We start from the raw sequence: 13,185 nt of genomic DNA on the forward strand, positions 1-13,185 counted from the left end.
AGCATGAGCACCACAGCCCCTTCGGGGCCTCCGGCACCCGTCCTCGAGGTGCGCAACATCGTCAAGACCTTCGGCGGGGTGACCGCCCTGGGTGGCGTCTCGCTCGACCTGCGACCCGGTGAGGTGCTCTGCCTCGCGGGTGAGAACGGCAGCGGCAAGTCCACCCTGATCAAGGTGATCTCCGGGGCGGAGCGACCCGACTCCGGCGAGATCGTCATCGACGGCAAGACCTTCACGGCGATGGACACGACCGACGCGATCAAGAGCGGGATCCAGGTCATCTACCAGGACTTCTCGCTCTTCCCGAACCTCACGGCGGCGGAGAACATCGTCTTCACCTCCGCCGTCGCCTCCCGCCACCGGCTGTACGCCCCGCGGGCCGCCCGGCCCGCCGCCGAGCGGGTCGTCGCGGACCTGGGCCTCACCCTCGACCTCGACGCCGACGTCGAGAAGCTCTCGGTGGCGGACAAGCAGCTCACGGCCATCTGCCGCTCGCTCGTGAACGACGCCCGCGTCATCATCATGGACGAGCCGACGACAGCCCTCACCCACACCGAGGTCGCGCGCCTGTTCACCATCGTCGAGCGGCTCCGGGCACGGGGCGTGGCGTTCATCTTCGTCTCGCACAAGCTCGACGAGGTGCTGGCGATCTCCGACAGGGTCACCGTGCTGCGCTCGGGAAAGCACGTCGTCACCCGCCCCGCAGCCGAGCTGTCCCTCCGCTCGATCGCCGAGCACATGACCGGCCACGAGCTCGACGAGACCCGGAGGGTGAGCGGTCTTCCCGACGGCACCGATGTGGTGCTCGACGTCGAGAACCTCACCCTGCCCGGCGCGTACCACGACGTCTCCTTCAACCTGCGCCGCGGCGAGATCCTCGGGCTCACCGGCCTCCTCGGCTCGGGGCGCACCGAGATCGCCGAGTCGCTGTTCGGGGTCCACCCGCCGCAGTCCGGGAGCGTGACGGTCGACGGCGTCCCCGTGCGGCTGCGCAGCGTCGACGACGCGATCGCGGCCGGCATCGGGTACGTGCCCGAGGACCGGCTCACCCAAGGGCTGTTCCTCGAGAAGTCGATCGCGAGCAACATCATCGCCAGCTCGGCCGAGCAGCACCGCACGAGGTGGCGCTCGCTGGACAAGGGGGCCATCGGCCGGACGATCGACAGCCTGTTCTCCCGGCTCCGGATCAAGGCCCCCAACGTCCAGGCCCCGGTCCGCTCGCTGTCCGGCGGCAACGCCCAGCGCGTCGTCCTGGCCAAGTGGCTCGCCCGCAGGCCCAAGGTGCTCATGCTCAACGGTCCGACGGTGGGCGTGGACGTCGGCTCGAAGTCCGAGATCCTCGAGATCCTGCGTGCCCAGGCCGCCGAGGGGATGGGCGTGCTCGTCATCTCCGACGACGCCCCCGAGCTCGTCGCCTGCTGCCACCGGGTCCTCGTGGTCCGGCACGGCCGCATCGTCGACGTCCTCGAGGGCACTGACATCGACGTCGACACGATCCGGAAGAAGGTTGCCGCATGAGCGCGCACGAGTCACGGACGGCATGGCTGCGTCGCCTGCGGGGACGCAACAACGAGGGCGTCCTCGCGCTCGTCCTCATCGTCCTCGTCATCGGGATGTCCATCGCCAACCCCGTCTTCTTCTCGGGGCCGACGGCGTTCAGCATCCTGCGCAGCGCGATCGTCCCCCTGATCTTCGCCCTGGGCGTGCTGCTCGTCATCATCTCCGGTGGCATCGACATGTCCTTCGCGGCCATCGCGGTGGCCGCCGCCTACACGACGATCCACGTGCAGGTGAACGGCGGTTTCGACCTCGGCCTCGTCGGTGCGTTCGCTCTCGCCCTGCTCATCGGGGCGACGCTGGGGTCGATCAACGGGTTCCTCATCGCCCGCTTCCGGCTCAACACGATGATCGTCACCCTCGGCACCCGGGGGATCTTCACCGGAGCGCTGCTCACCTACGTGGGGTCGCGCTACATCGCCAACCTCCCGGCCGGGATGGAGTCGGTGGCGACCACGAACATCGCCTCGGTGCAGTCCCCGACCGGCACCGCCTACCTGCACGTCATGGTCGTGCCCGCGATCGTCCTCGCCCTGCTCATCGGCTGGGTGCTCCGACGGACGATGTTCGGTCGCAGCATCTACGCGCTCGGCGGTGACATCGAGGCCGCCCGCCGTGCCGGCATCCGGGTGGTGCGCACCCAGGTGTGGATGTACGTCCTCGTCGGGGCCATGGCCGCGGTGGGCGGCATGATCTACATGATCATGGGCCGCTCGGGCACGCCGCAGGAGCTGGTCGGCGACGAGCTCGACATCATCGCCGCCGTCGTCCTGGGCGGAGCGTCCATCTTCGGAGGCCGCGGCTCGGTCACCGGCACGGTCCTCGGCGTGCTGCTCATCCAGGTCATCAACAACAGCCTCATCCTCGCCGGCGTGCCGAGCGCCTGGCAGCGAGCTGCCGTCGGTCTGCTCCTCGTCCTCGGCGTCGGTGTCCAGGCCCTCGCCGCCCGCCGTGCCGCACGCACCGTCCGCACGCTCGACACCGACGACCCCACCGCGAACCCCGCACCCCGAACCGAGAAGGTGACGGCATGAACGACACCCAGGCCTCGTTGGGCCGCCTCAACCGCACGGTCGACTCCCGCTGGCGAGAGCTCCTCGGTCGCGCGAACGTGGACCGCAGCGCCCGGCGGATGCTCCTCCTCGTCGTCGTGGCGTTCGGGATCTTCACGGTCCTCAACCCCGCGGTGTTCCTCAACCCCATCAACCTGCAGAACATCGCGCTCGCCTCGCCCGAGATCGGCATCCTCGCCCTGGCGATGATGCTCGCGATGCTCAGCGGGGGCATCGACCTCTCGCTCGTCTCGATCGCGAACCTCACCGCGATCACCATCTCCACGCTCTACACGGCGATCGCGACGAACGACCCGACCCAGGCGGACCAGCTGTTCCCGGTCATCGTGCTGGTGGGCGTGGCCGTCGGGCTGTGCGGAGGGGTGGTCAACGGCCTGCTCATCGCGCGGGTGGGGATCACCCCGATCCTTGCCACGCTGGGCACGATGCAGATCTACAACGGCATCGCCGTCGCGTGGACCGGGGGCAAGACCCTCTACGGCTCCCCGGCCGGGCTCACCGCCTTCGGACAGTCGACGATGGGCGGGATCCCCACGCTGTTCATCGTCTTCGTCGTCGTCGCGCTGGCGATCGGCCTGGTGATCAACCGGACACCGCTCGGGCTCAAGGTCACCCTCCAGGGCGCCAACCCCGCCGCGGCGTACTACTCCGGCATCAACAGCACCCGCGTGCTCATGGGCACCTACATGCTCACCGGTCTGCTCGGCTCGATCGCCGGCGTGCTGTTCATCGGGCGCAACCCCACCGCGTCCGCCGACTACGGCGCCTCCTACGTCCTGCTCGTCGTCGTCATCGCGGTCCTGGCCGGGACCAACCCCAACGGCGGCTTCGCCACCGTGTTCGGCGTCGTCCTGGCCACGCTCGTGCTCCAGATCGTCCAGAGCGGGTTCACCGCGATGCGCCTGTCCACCTTCGAGTACTCCATGGCCCAGGGCCTCATCCTCGTCGCGGTCATGGTCTTCGACCAGATCAAGTGGCGCGGTAGGCGCCGCCGGCCACGTCGCGCCGTCGCGGCGAGTGCCGCGTAGCCCCACCCACGAACGGTCGGCCGGCAGCCCCGGCGGACTGCACACGAAAGGAACGTCATGCGGAAGATCATCAACAAGCCCGAGAACTTCGTCGACGAGATGGTGGAGGGCATCCTCCTGGCCCACCCGGACCAGCTGAAGACCCCTGGCGACGACCGCCGCATCCTCGTGCGGGCCGACGCCCCCGTCGCCGGCAAGGTCGGCATCGTCACCGGAGGTGGCTCCGGGCACCTGCCGCTGTTCAAGGGCTACGTGGGCAAGGGCCTCGCGTCGGGCGTCGCGATCGGCAACGTGTTCAGCTCCCCGAGCGCCCAGCAGTGCTTCGAGGCCACCAAGGCGGTCGACGGCGGCCGTGGCGTCCTCTACCTGTACGGCAACTACGGGGGTGACGTCTTCAACTTCGACCTCGCCGCGGACCTCGCCGAGCTCGAGGACATCGAGACCCGCACCGTCCTCGGCCGCGACGACGTCGCGAGCCAGCCGAAGGACCGCAAGCACGACCGCCGCGGGGTCGCCGGGATCTTCTTCGCCTACAAGGCGGCCGGAGCGGCCGCGGAGCGCGGCGACAGCCTGGAGCAGGTGGCGGCGGTGGCGGAGGACGTCGTCGAGCACACGGCGACGATGGGCATCGGGCTCGCCCCGACGATCCTGCCGACCACCGGTGAGCCCAGCTTCGTGCTGCCCGAGGGCGAGATGGAGGTCGGTATCGGCATCCACGGCGAGCCCGGCTTCCACCGTGGGCCCCTGGAGACGGCCGACGAGATCACCGAGCGGATCGTGGCCGCCCTGGTGGCGGACCTCGAGCTCACGGACGGTGACCGGGTGGCCGTGCTCGTCAACGGCCTGGGCGCCACGCCCCTCGAGGAGCTGTACGTCATGTACCGCCGGGTCCACCAGGTTCTCCAGGACCTCGGCGTGACCATCGAACGCAGGTACATCGGTGAGTACGCGACCAGCCTGGAGATGGCGGGCGCGTCCATCTCGCTCCTCGCGCTCGACGACGACCGGCTCGCCCTGCTCGACGCCCCCGCGGCGTCCCCGTTCTTCCAGGAGGTCTGAGAACCATGCACTCCACCACCCTCATCGGCACGATCCAGCGCAGCCTCGCCGAGCTGGTCGGCTACGCCGACGAGCTGCGCGACCTCGACCAGGCGCTGGGTGACGGCGACCTCGGCATCACGGTCACGCTCGGCGCGAACGCCGTCATCGAGGCGCTGAACCACATCTCGCCCGAGGCGACCCCGGCCGAGATCGCGCGCGCGGCCGCCAAGGCGTTCGCCAACGCGAACCCCTCCACCATGGCGGCGCTGGTCGCCGGCGGACTCCTCGCGGGCTCCAAGTCCTGGGCCGACGTCGAGGACGTCGACGTCGCCGCTGCAGCGGCGTTCGTCCGGGCGGCGGGGGAGAACATCGCCCAGCGCGGCAAGACACAGCTCGGCGACAAGACGATCCTCGACGCCATCATGCCCGCCGCCGACGCGCTGGCAGGGGCCCGGGACGGCGAGACGGGGATCGCCGACGCGATCGCGGCGGCCGAGCAGGCCGTCGTCGAGACCCGTGGCCTCCAGTCCCGGCGTGGCCGGGCCTCCTGGCTCCAGGAGCGCAGCATCGGCCTGCAGGACCCGGGAGCGACGGCGATGCTGCGCTTCCTGCAGTCCTGGCAGCAGGCCGGGGTCGCGGCTGTCGGATGAGCGCCGTCGCCGTCCTCGGGCTGGGGACGATGGGGCGGGGCATGGCCACCAACCTCGTCTCCGCCGGTCACGCGGTGACCGTGTGGAACCGCTCGGAGGTGTCCGGCGTGGCCGGCGCGCGCTCGGCAGGGTCGATCGCCGAGGCCGTGCGGGGCCAGGACGTCGTGCTCTACTGCCTGTCCGACGACGCCGCCGTGCGCGACGTCGCGCTCGGGGCGGGGGGTGTGCTCGCGCACGTCGCGGCACCGACGGTGGTGGTGGACATGTCCACCGTCAGCCTCTCGCTGAGCGAGGAGGAGCACGCCGCGTTCGCCGAGCGGGACGTCGACCTGCTCGACGCCCCCGTCTTCGGCTCCAGGGGCGAGGCGGCGTCCGGCGGGCTGTGGGTGGTGGTCGGCGGCGACGCCGGTGCCCTCGACCGGGCGCGGCCGGCGCTCGAGGCCGTCAGCGCCACGGTGCACCACCTGGGGCCCGCCACCTCGGGCGTGCGCATGAAGCTGGTGGGAAACCTGCTCGTCGCGGCGCAGCTCCAGTCCCTGGGTGAGGCGCTCACGCTGGCGCGCGCGGCCGGGCTCGACTTGCGCACGGTGCTCGACGTCGTCTCGGTGGCGGACTTCCGCACGCCGATCTACGACGGTGTCGGTGCGGCCGTGCTCGCCGACGACTACTCCCCGGCGTTCGCGCTCCGCCTCATGCACAAGGACGTGGGCCTCATCGAGGACCTGGCCGGACGGGTGGGCGCACCGGTTCCGGGCGTCGGGGTCGTGGCGCAGACGCTGGAGGACGCGATGGCGGCCGGGCTCGGTGGGCAGAACGCCTCGGCGCTGATCCGCGTGCTCGCCGGCCGCGCCGGCGTGTCCCTGGCACAGCCCTGACCCGTCCGCGGGCAGCACGTCCGGAACGCCGGACGTGCCGCCCGCGGACGGCCGGTCACGACGCCGGCTCGGCACGGGGCGTGGTGACGGCCCGAGAGGTGGCGGCGCCCGGCCGCGCGCGTCCCTCGCGGCGCGAGCACGACGATGTCGTGGACAACGCCCGGGTCGCGGGCCGCCGCGCAGGACCCGGAGGTCCTCGGCCGTCTCGGCGACGTGGGTCCGGGTGGCCGCACGCGGCTGGACCGCGCCCGGAAATCGCTTGGCCGCGCGGGTGGCGCCCCTGCACACTGCCTCGTGTCCCCGCGGGCCGGCCGCGTGTGTGAGGGGACGGAGCAGAGGACTGCGATGACAGGACCGGAGACCACCTCTCCAGCGCGCTGACGCCCCCCCCGGGCGCGGCGCGACGTCCCGCACCCGGAAGGTCCTCCCGTGTCCACCAGCCCCTCCGTCGTCCTGCACGACGTGTCCTTCGCCTGGCCCGACGGCACCTCCGCCCTCGACCGGGTGAGCGGCGCGTTCGGTCGCGGGCGCACCGGGCTCGTCGGTGCCAACGGCGCCGGCAAGTCCACGCTGCTCCGCCTCGTCGCCGGCCGGCTCACGCCCACCGGCGGCTCGCTCGCCGTCACCGGCAGCGTCGACCACCTGCCGCAACGGCTCACCCGCGCACCCGGAGCGACCCTCGCCGACCTCCTCGGCGTGCGCGTCACCCGCGACGCGCTGCGCGCCGTCGAGGCAGGGTCGGTCGACCCGGCCCACTACGACGCCGTCGGCACCGACTGGGACGTCGAGGGCCGCGCGGCCGCCCAGCTCGCGGCCCTCGACCTGCCCGCCGACCTCGACCGCCCGGTCACCGCGCTGTCGGGAGGGGAGGCGGTGCTCGCCGCCCTCGCCGGGCTGCTGCTGCGCCGGGCGGACGTCGCGCTGCTCGACGAGCCGACGAACAACCTCGACCTCGACTCGCGCGAGCGCGTCTACGACGTCGTGCGGCAGTGGCACGGCACGCTGGTCGTGGTCAGCCACGACCTCACGCTGCTCGACCTCGTGGACGAGACGGCCGAGCTGCGCGCCGGCGCGCTCACGACGTTCGGCGGCCCGTACAGCGACTACCGGGAGTGGGTGGGCACGCAGCAGGAGGCTGCCCGCCAGGCGCTGCGCACCGCCGACCAGGCGCTGCGCAAGGTGCAGCGTGAGCAGGTGAGGGCCGAGGAGCGGTTCGCGCACAGCCGTCGGCAGGGGCGCACCGACCGTGCCGAGGGCAGGTACCCGCCCATCGTCCTCGGCGGTCGCAAGAACGCGGCGGAGCGCTCGCAGGGCGCGCGCAGGGACGCGCTGGCCGGCCGGCTGGAGGCGGCCCGTGCGACGGTCGACCTCACCGCGGACGCGGTGCGGGACGACGACACGATCCGCGTCGACCTGCCCGACCCGCACGTGCCCCGCGGCCGCCGGCTCGCGCGTCTGCCGAGCAGCGACGGACGCGACGTCGTCCTCCAGGGGCCCGAGCGCATCGCCCTCGTCGGGGCGAACGGCGTGGGGAAGACGACGCTGCTGCGCGGCCTGGTCCCGCGGCTCACGGTCCGCGTCGGCTACCTCCCGCAGCAGGTCGACCTCCCCGAGGACGCCTCGGTGCTCGACGTCGTGCGCGTGGCCGCCCCGGACGTGCCACCGGGTGAGGTCCGCCGCCGGCTGGCCCGGCTGCTCGTCCGCGGGGACACGGTCGACCGCCCCGTCGGGAGCCTGTCCGGTGGAGAGCGCTTCCGTGTCGCGCTCGCGCGGCTGCTGCTCGCCGACCCGCCGCCGGAGCTGCTCGTCCTCGACGAGCCGACGAACGACCTCGACATCCCGAGCGTCGACCGGCTCGTCGGGGCGCTCACCGTCTACCGCGGGGGGCTGCTCGTCGTGAGCCACGACGGTGCCTTCCTCGACCGTCTCGCCCTCGACGCCGTCGTCCGCCTCACCGCCGACGGGCGGCTCGAGCAGGTGGCCTGACGGGGCACGAGCGGGTCAGGCGCGCAGGTCTCGCACGAGCGCCCAGCCCAGGGCGCCCAGCCCGGCGACGGCGAGGACGGTGAGCCACGGGACGGGTGCGGCGTCGTCGAGCAGGAGGGCGAGCGCCGCGGCCGCCTGGGCGACGGCCTGCACGGCGAGGAACCCGCCCACCGCGTCCCGCAGCACGCCGAGCTCGACCCGTCCCTGCCAGGCGACGGCGTCGGTGAGGGCGCCGAGCCGCAGGAGCGAGTGGGTGAGGAGCACGAGCACCGGCAGCTGCCACGGGTGCGCACCGGACACCGCGAGCATCCCCACGAGGACCGCCGCGGCGAGCGAGACGAGCGCCGCGTGCGGGCGCGCCGCGACGAGGAGGCCCGCGACGAGAAGCACCCACCACTGCGCCTGGCTCGCCGTCAGGGCCACACCTGCGGCGAGGCACAGGAGCAGGAGCGCGAGCCGCAGGACGAGGGCGGGCACGCTGCGCGCGGTGCGCACCGAGGTCCGCGGCGGCGGAGTGCCGCGCCCGCGGGCGGACAGCGCGCGCCACGAGGACCGGGCCTCCTGCAGTGCCGGGCGGGCCCTCATCGCGGCGCCCCGTGCCGCTGCCGGGCGAGCGTGGCCAGCCGGGCACTGCCACCGGCCGGTGCGTCCTGCGCCCACGGCACGACCTCGACCCCGCTGCGGCGCAGCATCGTCAGCCGGTCCTCGCGGCGCAGCGAGACCATGCGGTGGGCCATGAGGAGGTGGACCCGCAGCTGCGCGCCCCGCACGGGCGGCAGGACGTCCACGGCGAGGACCCGGTGGCCCTGGTGGCGCCACTCGACCGCCATCCGGGCGGCCTCCTCGTCGAGGAACGTCGACAGCACGACGACGAGCGCCCCGGACGGCACCTGGGGTGCCCGCACCCGCGGCCGGGGCGTGCCCTCCGGCGCGGACAGCGCCAGCCGCCGCACGATCCGCTCGAGGTGCCGGCGCCCGCCACCGGGCCGGACCGGCCGGCGACGCAGGCCGAGGTCCTCCAGCCCCACCCGGTCGCCATGGTCGAGGTAGGCGCGCGCGAGGGAGGCGGCGGCCTCCCTCGCCATGTCGAGGGACGTGACGTCGCTGGTGAGCACCTCCCGGCCGCCGGCCCACGTCGCGACGTCGGGCCCGACGTCGTCGCGCGAGTCGATGACGAGGACGACCGTCGCCTCCGCGGTCGACTGGGTGCGGCGCACGTAGAGGTCCTGCAGCCGGCCGCCGTGGACCCCGCGGCGGGCGCTGGTGCGCCAGTCGATGCGGCGCAGGCGGTCCCCGGGGGTGAAGAGACTGACGTCGTGGAGCTCCTCGCCGTCGCCGATGCGCCGTGCCGGGTGCGGTCCGACGAGGCCCTGGAGCCGGAAGGGGAGCGGCAGCTCGGCGAGCGGCCGGTGGCCGGGCAGGACGAGGACGCTCACCGGTCCCACCGTGACGACCTCGCCGGCGGTGGCCTGCCCGGCCCCCAGCCCGACGACGTCGAGCCGGAAGAGCTCGTTCTCCCCGGTGCGCACGCTCGTCGTCGTGAGCGTGAGGTCCCGTGGCTCGCCCGGCGTCAGCCGCACGAGCCGCTCCTCGGGGCGGGTGCCGGGGCTGGAGGCGCGCACCCGGGCGGCGCGCACCCCCTGGGGCGCGGTGACCCGGGCAGGTGCGCGCAGCTCGCTGCGCACGGTGAGCTGGCCCGGTGCGCGCAGGTCGACCTCGAGCGGCCCGCGTGGACGCTGCGACCACTGCCACACCCCGCCGACGAGGGGGGCGACGCCGAGGGCGGCGACGTCCGGTCGCGCGAGCACGGCCCCGGCGACGAGCACGAGGGTTCCGAGGACGAGCGGGGCGGTGAGGTGGGTGAGCGGCAGCCAGCGACTGGTGGACCCGTGCCGCACCGGACGGGGGGCGCTCACCTGACGGGCACGCCCTGTCGGGTGCTCGCGGGGCCCGGCACCGAGGCGAGCAGGGCGTCGACGACGCTGCGCGGCTGCGTGCCCCCGGCCCAGGCGGCCGCCGTGAGGGTGAGGCGGTGGGCCAGCGCGGGCACGGCGACGGCCTTGACGTCCTCCGGGGTGACGAAGTCTCGCCCGTCGAGCACCGCGAGCGCCCGCCCCACGAGCACGAGCGCCTGGGAGCCGCGAGGGGAGGCACCGACCTCCACCGCCTGGTGCCCGCGGGTGGCCGCGGCGAGCGCGACGCAGTACTCGATGACGTCGCGCTCGACGTCGACCGCCTCGACCCCGGCCTGCATGGCCAGCAGCTGCTCGGGCGTCACGACCTGCCCGACGTCCGCCCGTTCCCGGCGGCGGGCCAGCCGGCGGTGCAGGACCTCGGTCTCCGCCTCCGCCGTGGGGTAGCCGACGGCGAGCCGGACCATGAACCGGTCGAGCTGCGCCTCGGGCAGCGGGTATGTCCCCTCGTACTCCACCGGGTTGGACGTCGCCATGACGTGGAACGGTGCGGGCAGGGGGAAGCTCGTGCCCTCGACTGACACCTGGCGCTCGGCCATCGCCTCGAGCAGCGCGGACTGGGTCTTGGGGGCGGTGCGGTTGATCTCGTCGGCGAGCAGCAGGCCGGTGAACACCGGCCCGGGGCGGAAGGCGAACCCCGCCGTCGCGGGGTCGTAGACGTAGGAGCCGGTGATGTCGGCCGGCAGGAGGTCCGGGGTGCACTGCAGCCGCCGGAAGTCCAGGCCGAGCGCGGTCGCCAGCGAGCGCGCGGCGAGGGTCTTGCCGAGGCCGGGCACGTCCTCGAAGAGCACGTGCCCGCCCGCGAGGATCGCCGCCAGCGCCAGGCGCAGCGGCTGGGTCATGCCGACGACGGCGGTGCCCACCTCGCGCAGCACCTCCCCGCCCAGGGCGGCGACGTCGGCGACGGGCAGGGGGCGGGTCGGCTCGGTCATCGGCGCGGCTCCAGGTTCTCGAGGGCGGTGAGGCAGGCGTCCAGCGCCCGCACGGTCGGTGGGGAGGAGGCGGTGAGGGTGGTCCAGGCGCGCTCGCCGACGGCGGCGCGGGCCGCGGTGGCGTCGGACGGGTCGATCCCCGCGGTGCGCAGCCGGCCGGCGGCGACGGCGCGCAGCTCGCGCAGCCCGTGCTCGCTCACGCGGCCGTCCGCGTCGGTGAGGGACCAGGAGATCCGGGCCGCCTCGTGCCGGTGGCCGGATCGTTCCGCGTCGCGCAGCCCGGGCAGCGTGACGTCCCGCCCGAGGTCGCGGTGGCCGAGCAGGGTGCCCAGGGCGGCGGTGGTGACGGCGGCGAGCGCGATGTTGACCCCGGCGAACCCGATGAGCGCCATGACCGCGACGACCACGGCGACGGCGGCCGCGGTCGCGGCTGCGCGCGCTGCGCTCACCGGCCCTCCCAGGACTCGGCGAGCCGCTCGAGGCAGTGCCGCGCGGCGGCGACGTCGTCGGCCGTCATGACGGCATGGGGCGCGAACCGGGCGCGGTGGTAGAGACGAAGCAGCCCGCGGGTGGCGTCGGGGTCGGCGCTCGTCGCGTCGAGCACCGCGGTGGTGAGCTCGGTCGGGGTGTCCGAGGGTCGGCGGACGACGCCCGAGCTCGCCGCGGCCGCCTCGAGCTCGAGCCACGCGGCGATGATCGCGTCGTCCGGCTCGGCGCGGGCCGCGAGCACCTCGCGCGCCGCGGCCACGCCGCGCCGGAGGGCGGGCAGGTCGGGCTCCGGCTCGGCGTCCGCGGCCGCGACGGTCCCGCGTGCGGCCTCGTAGGTCGCCCCGGTGGTGCCCCGGGCCAGCGTGGCCCGTCGCAGGAAGGTACGCAGGAGGAGGAAGAGCAGGAGGAGGCCGATGACGGCGAGGACGAGGGTGAGCGGCACCCCGCCCTCCGTGGGCTCGGGGGGAGGGGCGAGGTCGGCCGTTGCCGTCGGCGTCGGGGCGGTCGGTGCCTCGGACGGGAGGGGAGGGGTGACGTCCCGGTCGGGGAGGCGCCACGGTCCTGACACGGCGGACCCGGCGACGACGGCGAGCGCGACGACGCCGGCGAGGAGCGGCAGCAGCGGCGAGGGACGGCGGCGCGTCACAGCCCCGTCTCCACCGTCCATGGGCACACGGTACCCGCGGCGCCTACGGTGGCCGGATGAATGAGCGAGGGCGCGTGCGCCGTGGCCGACTGGTCCTCGACGTCGAGGATGCGGGCAGCGGGCCACCCGTGCTGCTCCTCCACGGCTTCCCGCAGGACCTGACGAGCTGGCGTCGGGTCGTCCCGCTGCTGCGGTCCGCCGGGCTGCGCACGATCGCCTTCGACCAGCGCGGCTACTCACCCGGCGCCCGCCCGCCGCAGCGGGCCGCCTACCGCCTGGAGCACCTCGTCGCCGACGCGCTCGCGGTCCTCGACGCCGCGGGGGTCGACAGGGCGCACGTCGTCGGCCACGACTGGGGCGGGGGCGTGGCCTGGGCGCTGGGCTGGGCCCACCCCGAGCGGGTCGCCTCGCTCACCGTCGTCTCCACGCCCCACCCCGGGGCGATGAGGTGGTCGCTGCCGCGCTCGGACCAGGCGCTGCGCTCGACGTACATGGGCTTCTTCCAGCTGCCGTGGCTGCCCGAGCAGGTGGTGCGCCGACGGCTCGTGCCGGCGCTCGCGGGCACCGGCCTGCCCGAGGCGACCGCACGGCACTACGAGGAGCGGATGCGTGAGCCGGGGGCGGCGCGCGGGGCCCTCAACTGGTACCGCGCCGTCCCGCTCAGCCGGCTCGCCCCCCGCCCGGTCACCGTCCCCACGACGTACGTCTGGGGCGAGGCGGACCCCTTCCTCGGACCGGTCGCCGCTCGGGCCACGGCGCGGTTCGCCCTGGGCCCCTACGAGTTCCTCCCGGTGCCCGGCGGGCACTGGCTGCCCGAGCTCGCCCCCGACGCCGTCGCCGGTGCCGTCCTCGCGCGCGTCCGTAGCGTGCCCTGAGAGAGGTCCGCGTCGACGCCGCGCGGAAGTCGGCTGTCGGGCGGAAGTCGGCTGTCGGGC

General features: G+C 74.3%; 13 protein-coding genes. 8 read left to right on the forward strand and 5 right to left on the reverse strand.

Going from position 1 to position 13,185, the window contains the following annotated elements; translation table 11 throughout:
- The first annotated feature begins 3 nt into the window (after nt 1-3).
- The 7 genes from FE251_RS04085 to FE251_RS04115 all read left to right on the forward strand — a co-directional run bounded on the left by FE251_RS04085 (nt 4) and on the right by FE251_RS04115 (nt 8,210).
- The gene (locus FE251_RS04085) at nt 4-1,518 is read left to right on the forward strand and encodes a sugar ABC transporter ATP-binding protein (RefSeq protein WP_139948027.1); all 1,515 of its coding nucleotides are present in this window, start codon (nt 4-6) and stop codon (nt 1,516-1,518) included.
- The gene (locus FE251_RS04090; RefSeq protein WP_139948029.1) at nt 1,515-2,591 is read left to right on the forward strand and encodes an ABC transporter permease; all 1,077 of its coding nucleotides are present in this window, start codon (nt 1,515-1,517) and stop codon (nt 2,589-2,591) included. Before FE251_RS04085 ends, FE251_RS04090 begins: the two co-directional genes overlap by 4 nt.
- Nucleotides 2,588-3,658, forward strand: coding sequence for an ABC transporter permease (locus FE251_RS04095; RefSeq protein ID WP_230976541.1), 1,071 nt, complete (start codon nt 2,588-2,590; stop codon nt 3,656-3,658). The genes FE251_RS04090 and FE251_RS04095 overlap by 4 nt, the downstream gene beginning before the upstream one ends.
- A gap of 57 nt (nt 3,659-3,715) precedes the next feature.
- Complete coding sequence (locus tag FE251_RS04100) at nt 3,716-4,717, forward strand: dihydroxyacetone kinase subunit DhaK (protein WP_139948031.1); 1,002 nt, start codon at nt 3,716-3,718, stop codon at nt 4,715-4,717.
- Between the two features lie 5 nt (nt 4,718-4,722).
- Nucleotides 4,723-5,349, forward strand: coding sequence for a DAK2 domain-containing protein (locus FE251_RS04105; protein ID WP_139948033.1), 627 nt, complete (start codon nt 4,723-4,725; stop codon nt 5,347-5,349).
- Nucleotides 5,346-6,224, forward strand: a complete 879-nt coding sequence (locus tag FE251_RS04110) for an NAD(P)-dependent oxidoreductase (protein ID WP_139948036.1) — start codon at nt 5,346-5,348, stop codon at nt 6,222-6,224. The genes FE251_RS04105 and FE251_RS04110 overlap by 4 nt, the downstream gene beginning before the upstream one ends.
- 429 nt (nt 6,225-6,653) lie before the next feature.
- Nucleotides 6,654-8,210, forward strand: a complete 1,557-nt coding sequence (locus tag FE251_RS04115; protein WP_139948037.1) for an ATP-binding cassette domain-containing protein — start codon at nt 6,654-6,656, stop codon at nt 8,208-8,210.
- Nucleotides 8,211-8,225: 15 nt separating this feature from the next.
- On the opposite strand, the gene FE251_RS04120 is transcribed toward FE251_RS04115, so the two are convergent.
- Genes FE251_RS04120 through FE251_RS04140 form a run of 5 tightly spaced genes read right to left on the reverse strand, consistent with a single transcriptional unit; the run spans nt 8,226 to nt 12,271 of the window.
- Nucleotides 8,226-8,795, reverse strand: coding sequence for a hypothetical protein (locus FE251_RS04120; protein WP_139948039.1), 570 nt, complete (start codon nt 8,793-8,795; stop codon nt 8,226-8,228).
- Nucleotides 8,792-10,126, reverse strand: a complete 1,335-nt coding sequence (locus FE251_RS04125; RefSeq protein WP_139948041.1) for a DUF58 domain-containing protein — start codon at nt 10,124-10,126, stop codon at nt 8,792-8,794. Before FE251_RS04125 ends, FE251_RS04120 begins: the two co-directional genes overlap by 4 nt.
- Complete coding sequence (locus tag FE251_RS04130) at nt 10,123-11,115, reverse strand: AAA family ATPase (RefSeq protein ID WP_139948043.1); 993 nt, start codon at nt 11,113-11,115, stop codon at nt 10,123-10,125. The genes FE251_RS04125 and FE251_RS04130 overlap by 4 nt, the downstream gene beginning before the upstream one ends.
- Nucleotides 11,112-11,564 (reverse strand): hypothetical protein, encoded by a 453-nt coding sequence (locus FE251_RS04135; protein ID WP_139948045.1) that lies wholly within the window; start codon nt 11,562-11,564, stop codon nt 11,112-11,114. Before FE251_RS04135 ends, FE251_RS04130 begins: the two co-directional genes overlap by 4 nt.
- Nucleotides 11,561-12,271, reverse strand: a complete 711-nt coding sequence (locus FE251_RS04140; RefSeq protein ID WP_139948047.1) for a DUF4129 domain-containing protein — start codon at nt 12,269-12,271, stop codon at nt 11,561-11,563. The genes FE251_RS04135 and FE251_RS04140 overlap by 4 nt, the downstream gene beginning before the upstream one ends.
- Before the next feature lie 35 nt (nt 12,272-12,306).
- Between FE251_RS04140 and FE251_RS04145 the strand changes: the two genes are divergently transcribed.
- Nucleotides 12,307-13,125, forward strand: coding sequence for an alpha/beta fold hydrolase (locus tag FE251_RS04145; RefSeq protein ID WP_139948049.1), 819 nt, complete (start codon nt 12,307-12,309; stop codon nt 13,123-13,125).
- Nucleotides 13,126-13,185: the final 60 nt, after the last annotated feature.

Source organism: Georgenia wutianyii (assembly GCF_006349365.1).
In the GTDB taxonomy this organism is placed as follows: domain Bacteria; phylum Actinomycetota; class Actinomycetes; order Actinomycetales; family Actinomycetaceae; genus Oceanitalea; species Oceanitalea wutianyii.

Bases quoted from the DNA above. Each gene is read 5' to 3' on its own strand.
- FE251_RS04105 (WP_139948033.1), top strand. From the start codon at position 4,723: ATGCACTCCACCACCCTCATCGGCACGATCCAGCGCAGCCTCGCCGAG.
- FE251_RS04095 (WP_230976541.1), top strand. From the start codon at position 2,588: ATGAACGACACCCAGGCCTCGTTGGGCCGCCTCAACCGCACGGTCGAC.
- FE251_RS04085 (WP_139948027.1), top strand. From the start codon at position 4: ATGAGCACCACAGCCCCTTCGGGGCCTCCGGCACCCGTCCTCGAGGTG.
- FE251_RS04130 (WP_139948043.1), bottom strand. From the start codon at position 11,115: ATGACCGAGCCGACCCGCCCCCTGCCCGTCGCCGACGTCGCCGCCCTG.
- FE251_RS04110 (WP_139948036.1), top strand. From the start codon at position 5,346: ATGAGCGCCGTCGCCGTCCTCGGGCTGGGGACGATGGGGCGGGGCATG.
- FE251_RS04140 (WP_139948047.1), bottom strand. From the start codon at position 12,271: ATGGACGGTGGAGACGGGGCTGTGACGCGCCGCCGTCCCTCGCCGCTG.
- FE251_RS04100 (WP_139948031.1), top strand. From the start codon at position 3,716: ATGCGGAAGATCATCAACAAGCCCGAGAACTTCGTCGACGAGATGGTG.
- FE251_RS04120 (WP_139948039.1), bottom strand. From the start codon at position 8,795: ATGAGGGCCCGCCCGGCACTGCAGGAGGCCCGGTCCTCGTGGCGCGCG.
- FE251_RS04145 (WP_139948049.1), top strand. From the start codon at position 12,307: ATGAATGAGCGAGGGCGCGTGCGCCGTGGCCGACTGGTCCTCGACGTC.
- FE251_RS04090 (WP_139948029.1), top strand. From the start codon at position 1,515: ATGAGCGCGCACGAGTCACGGACGGCATGGCTGCGTCGCCTGCGGGGA.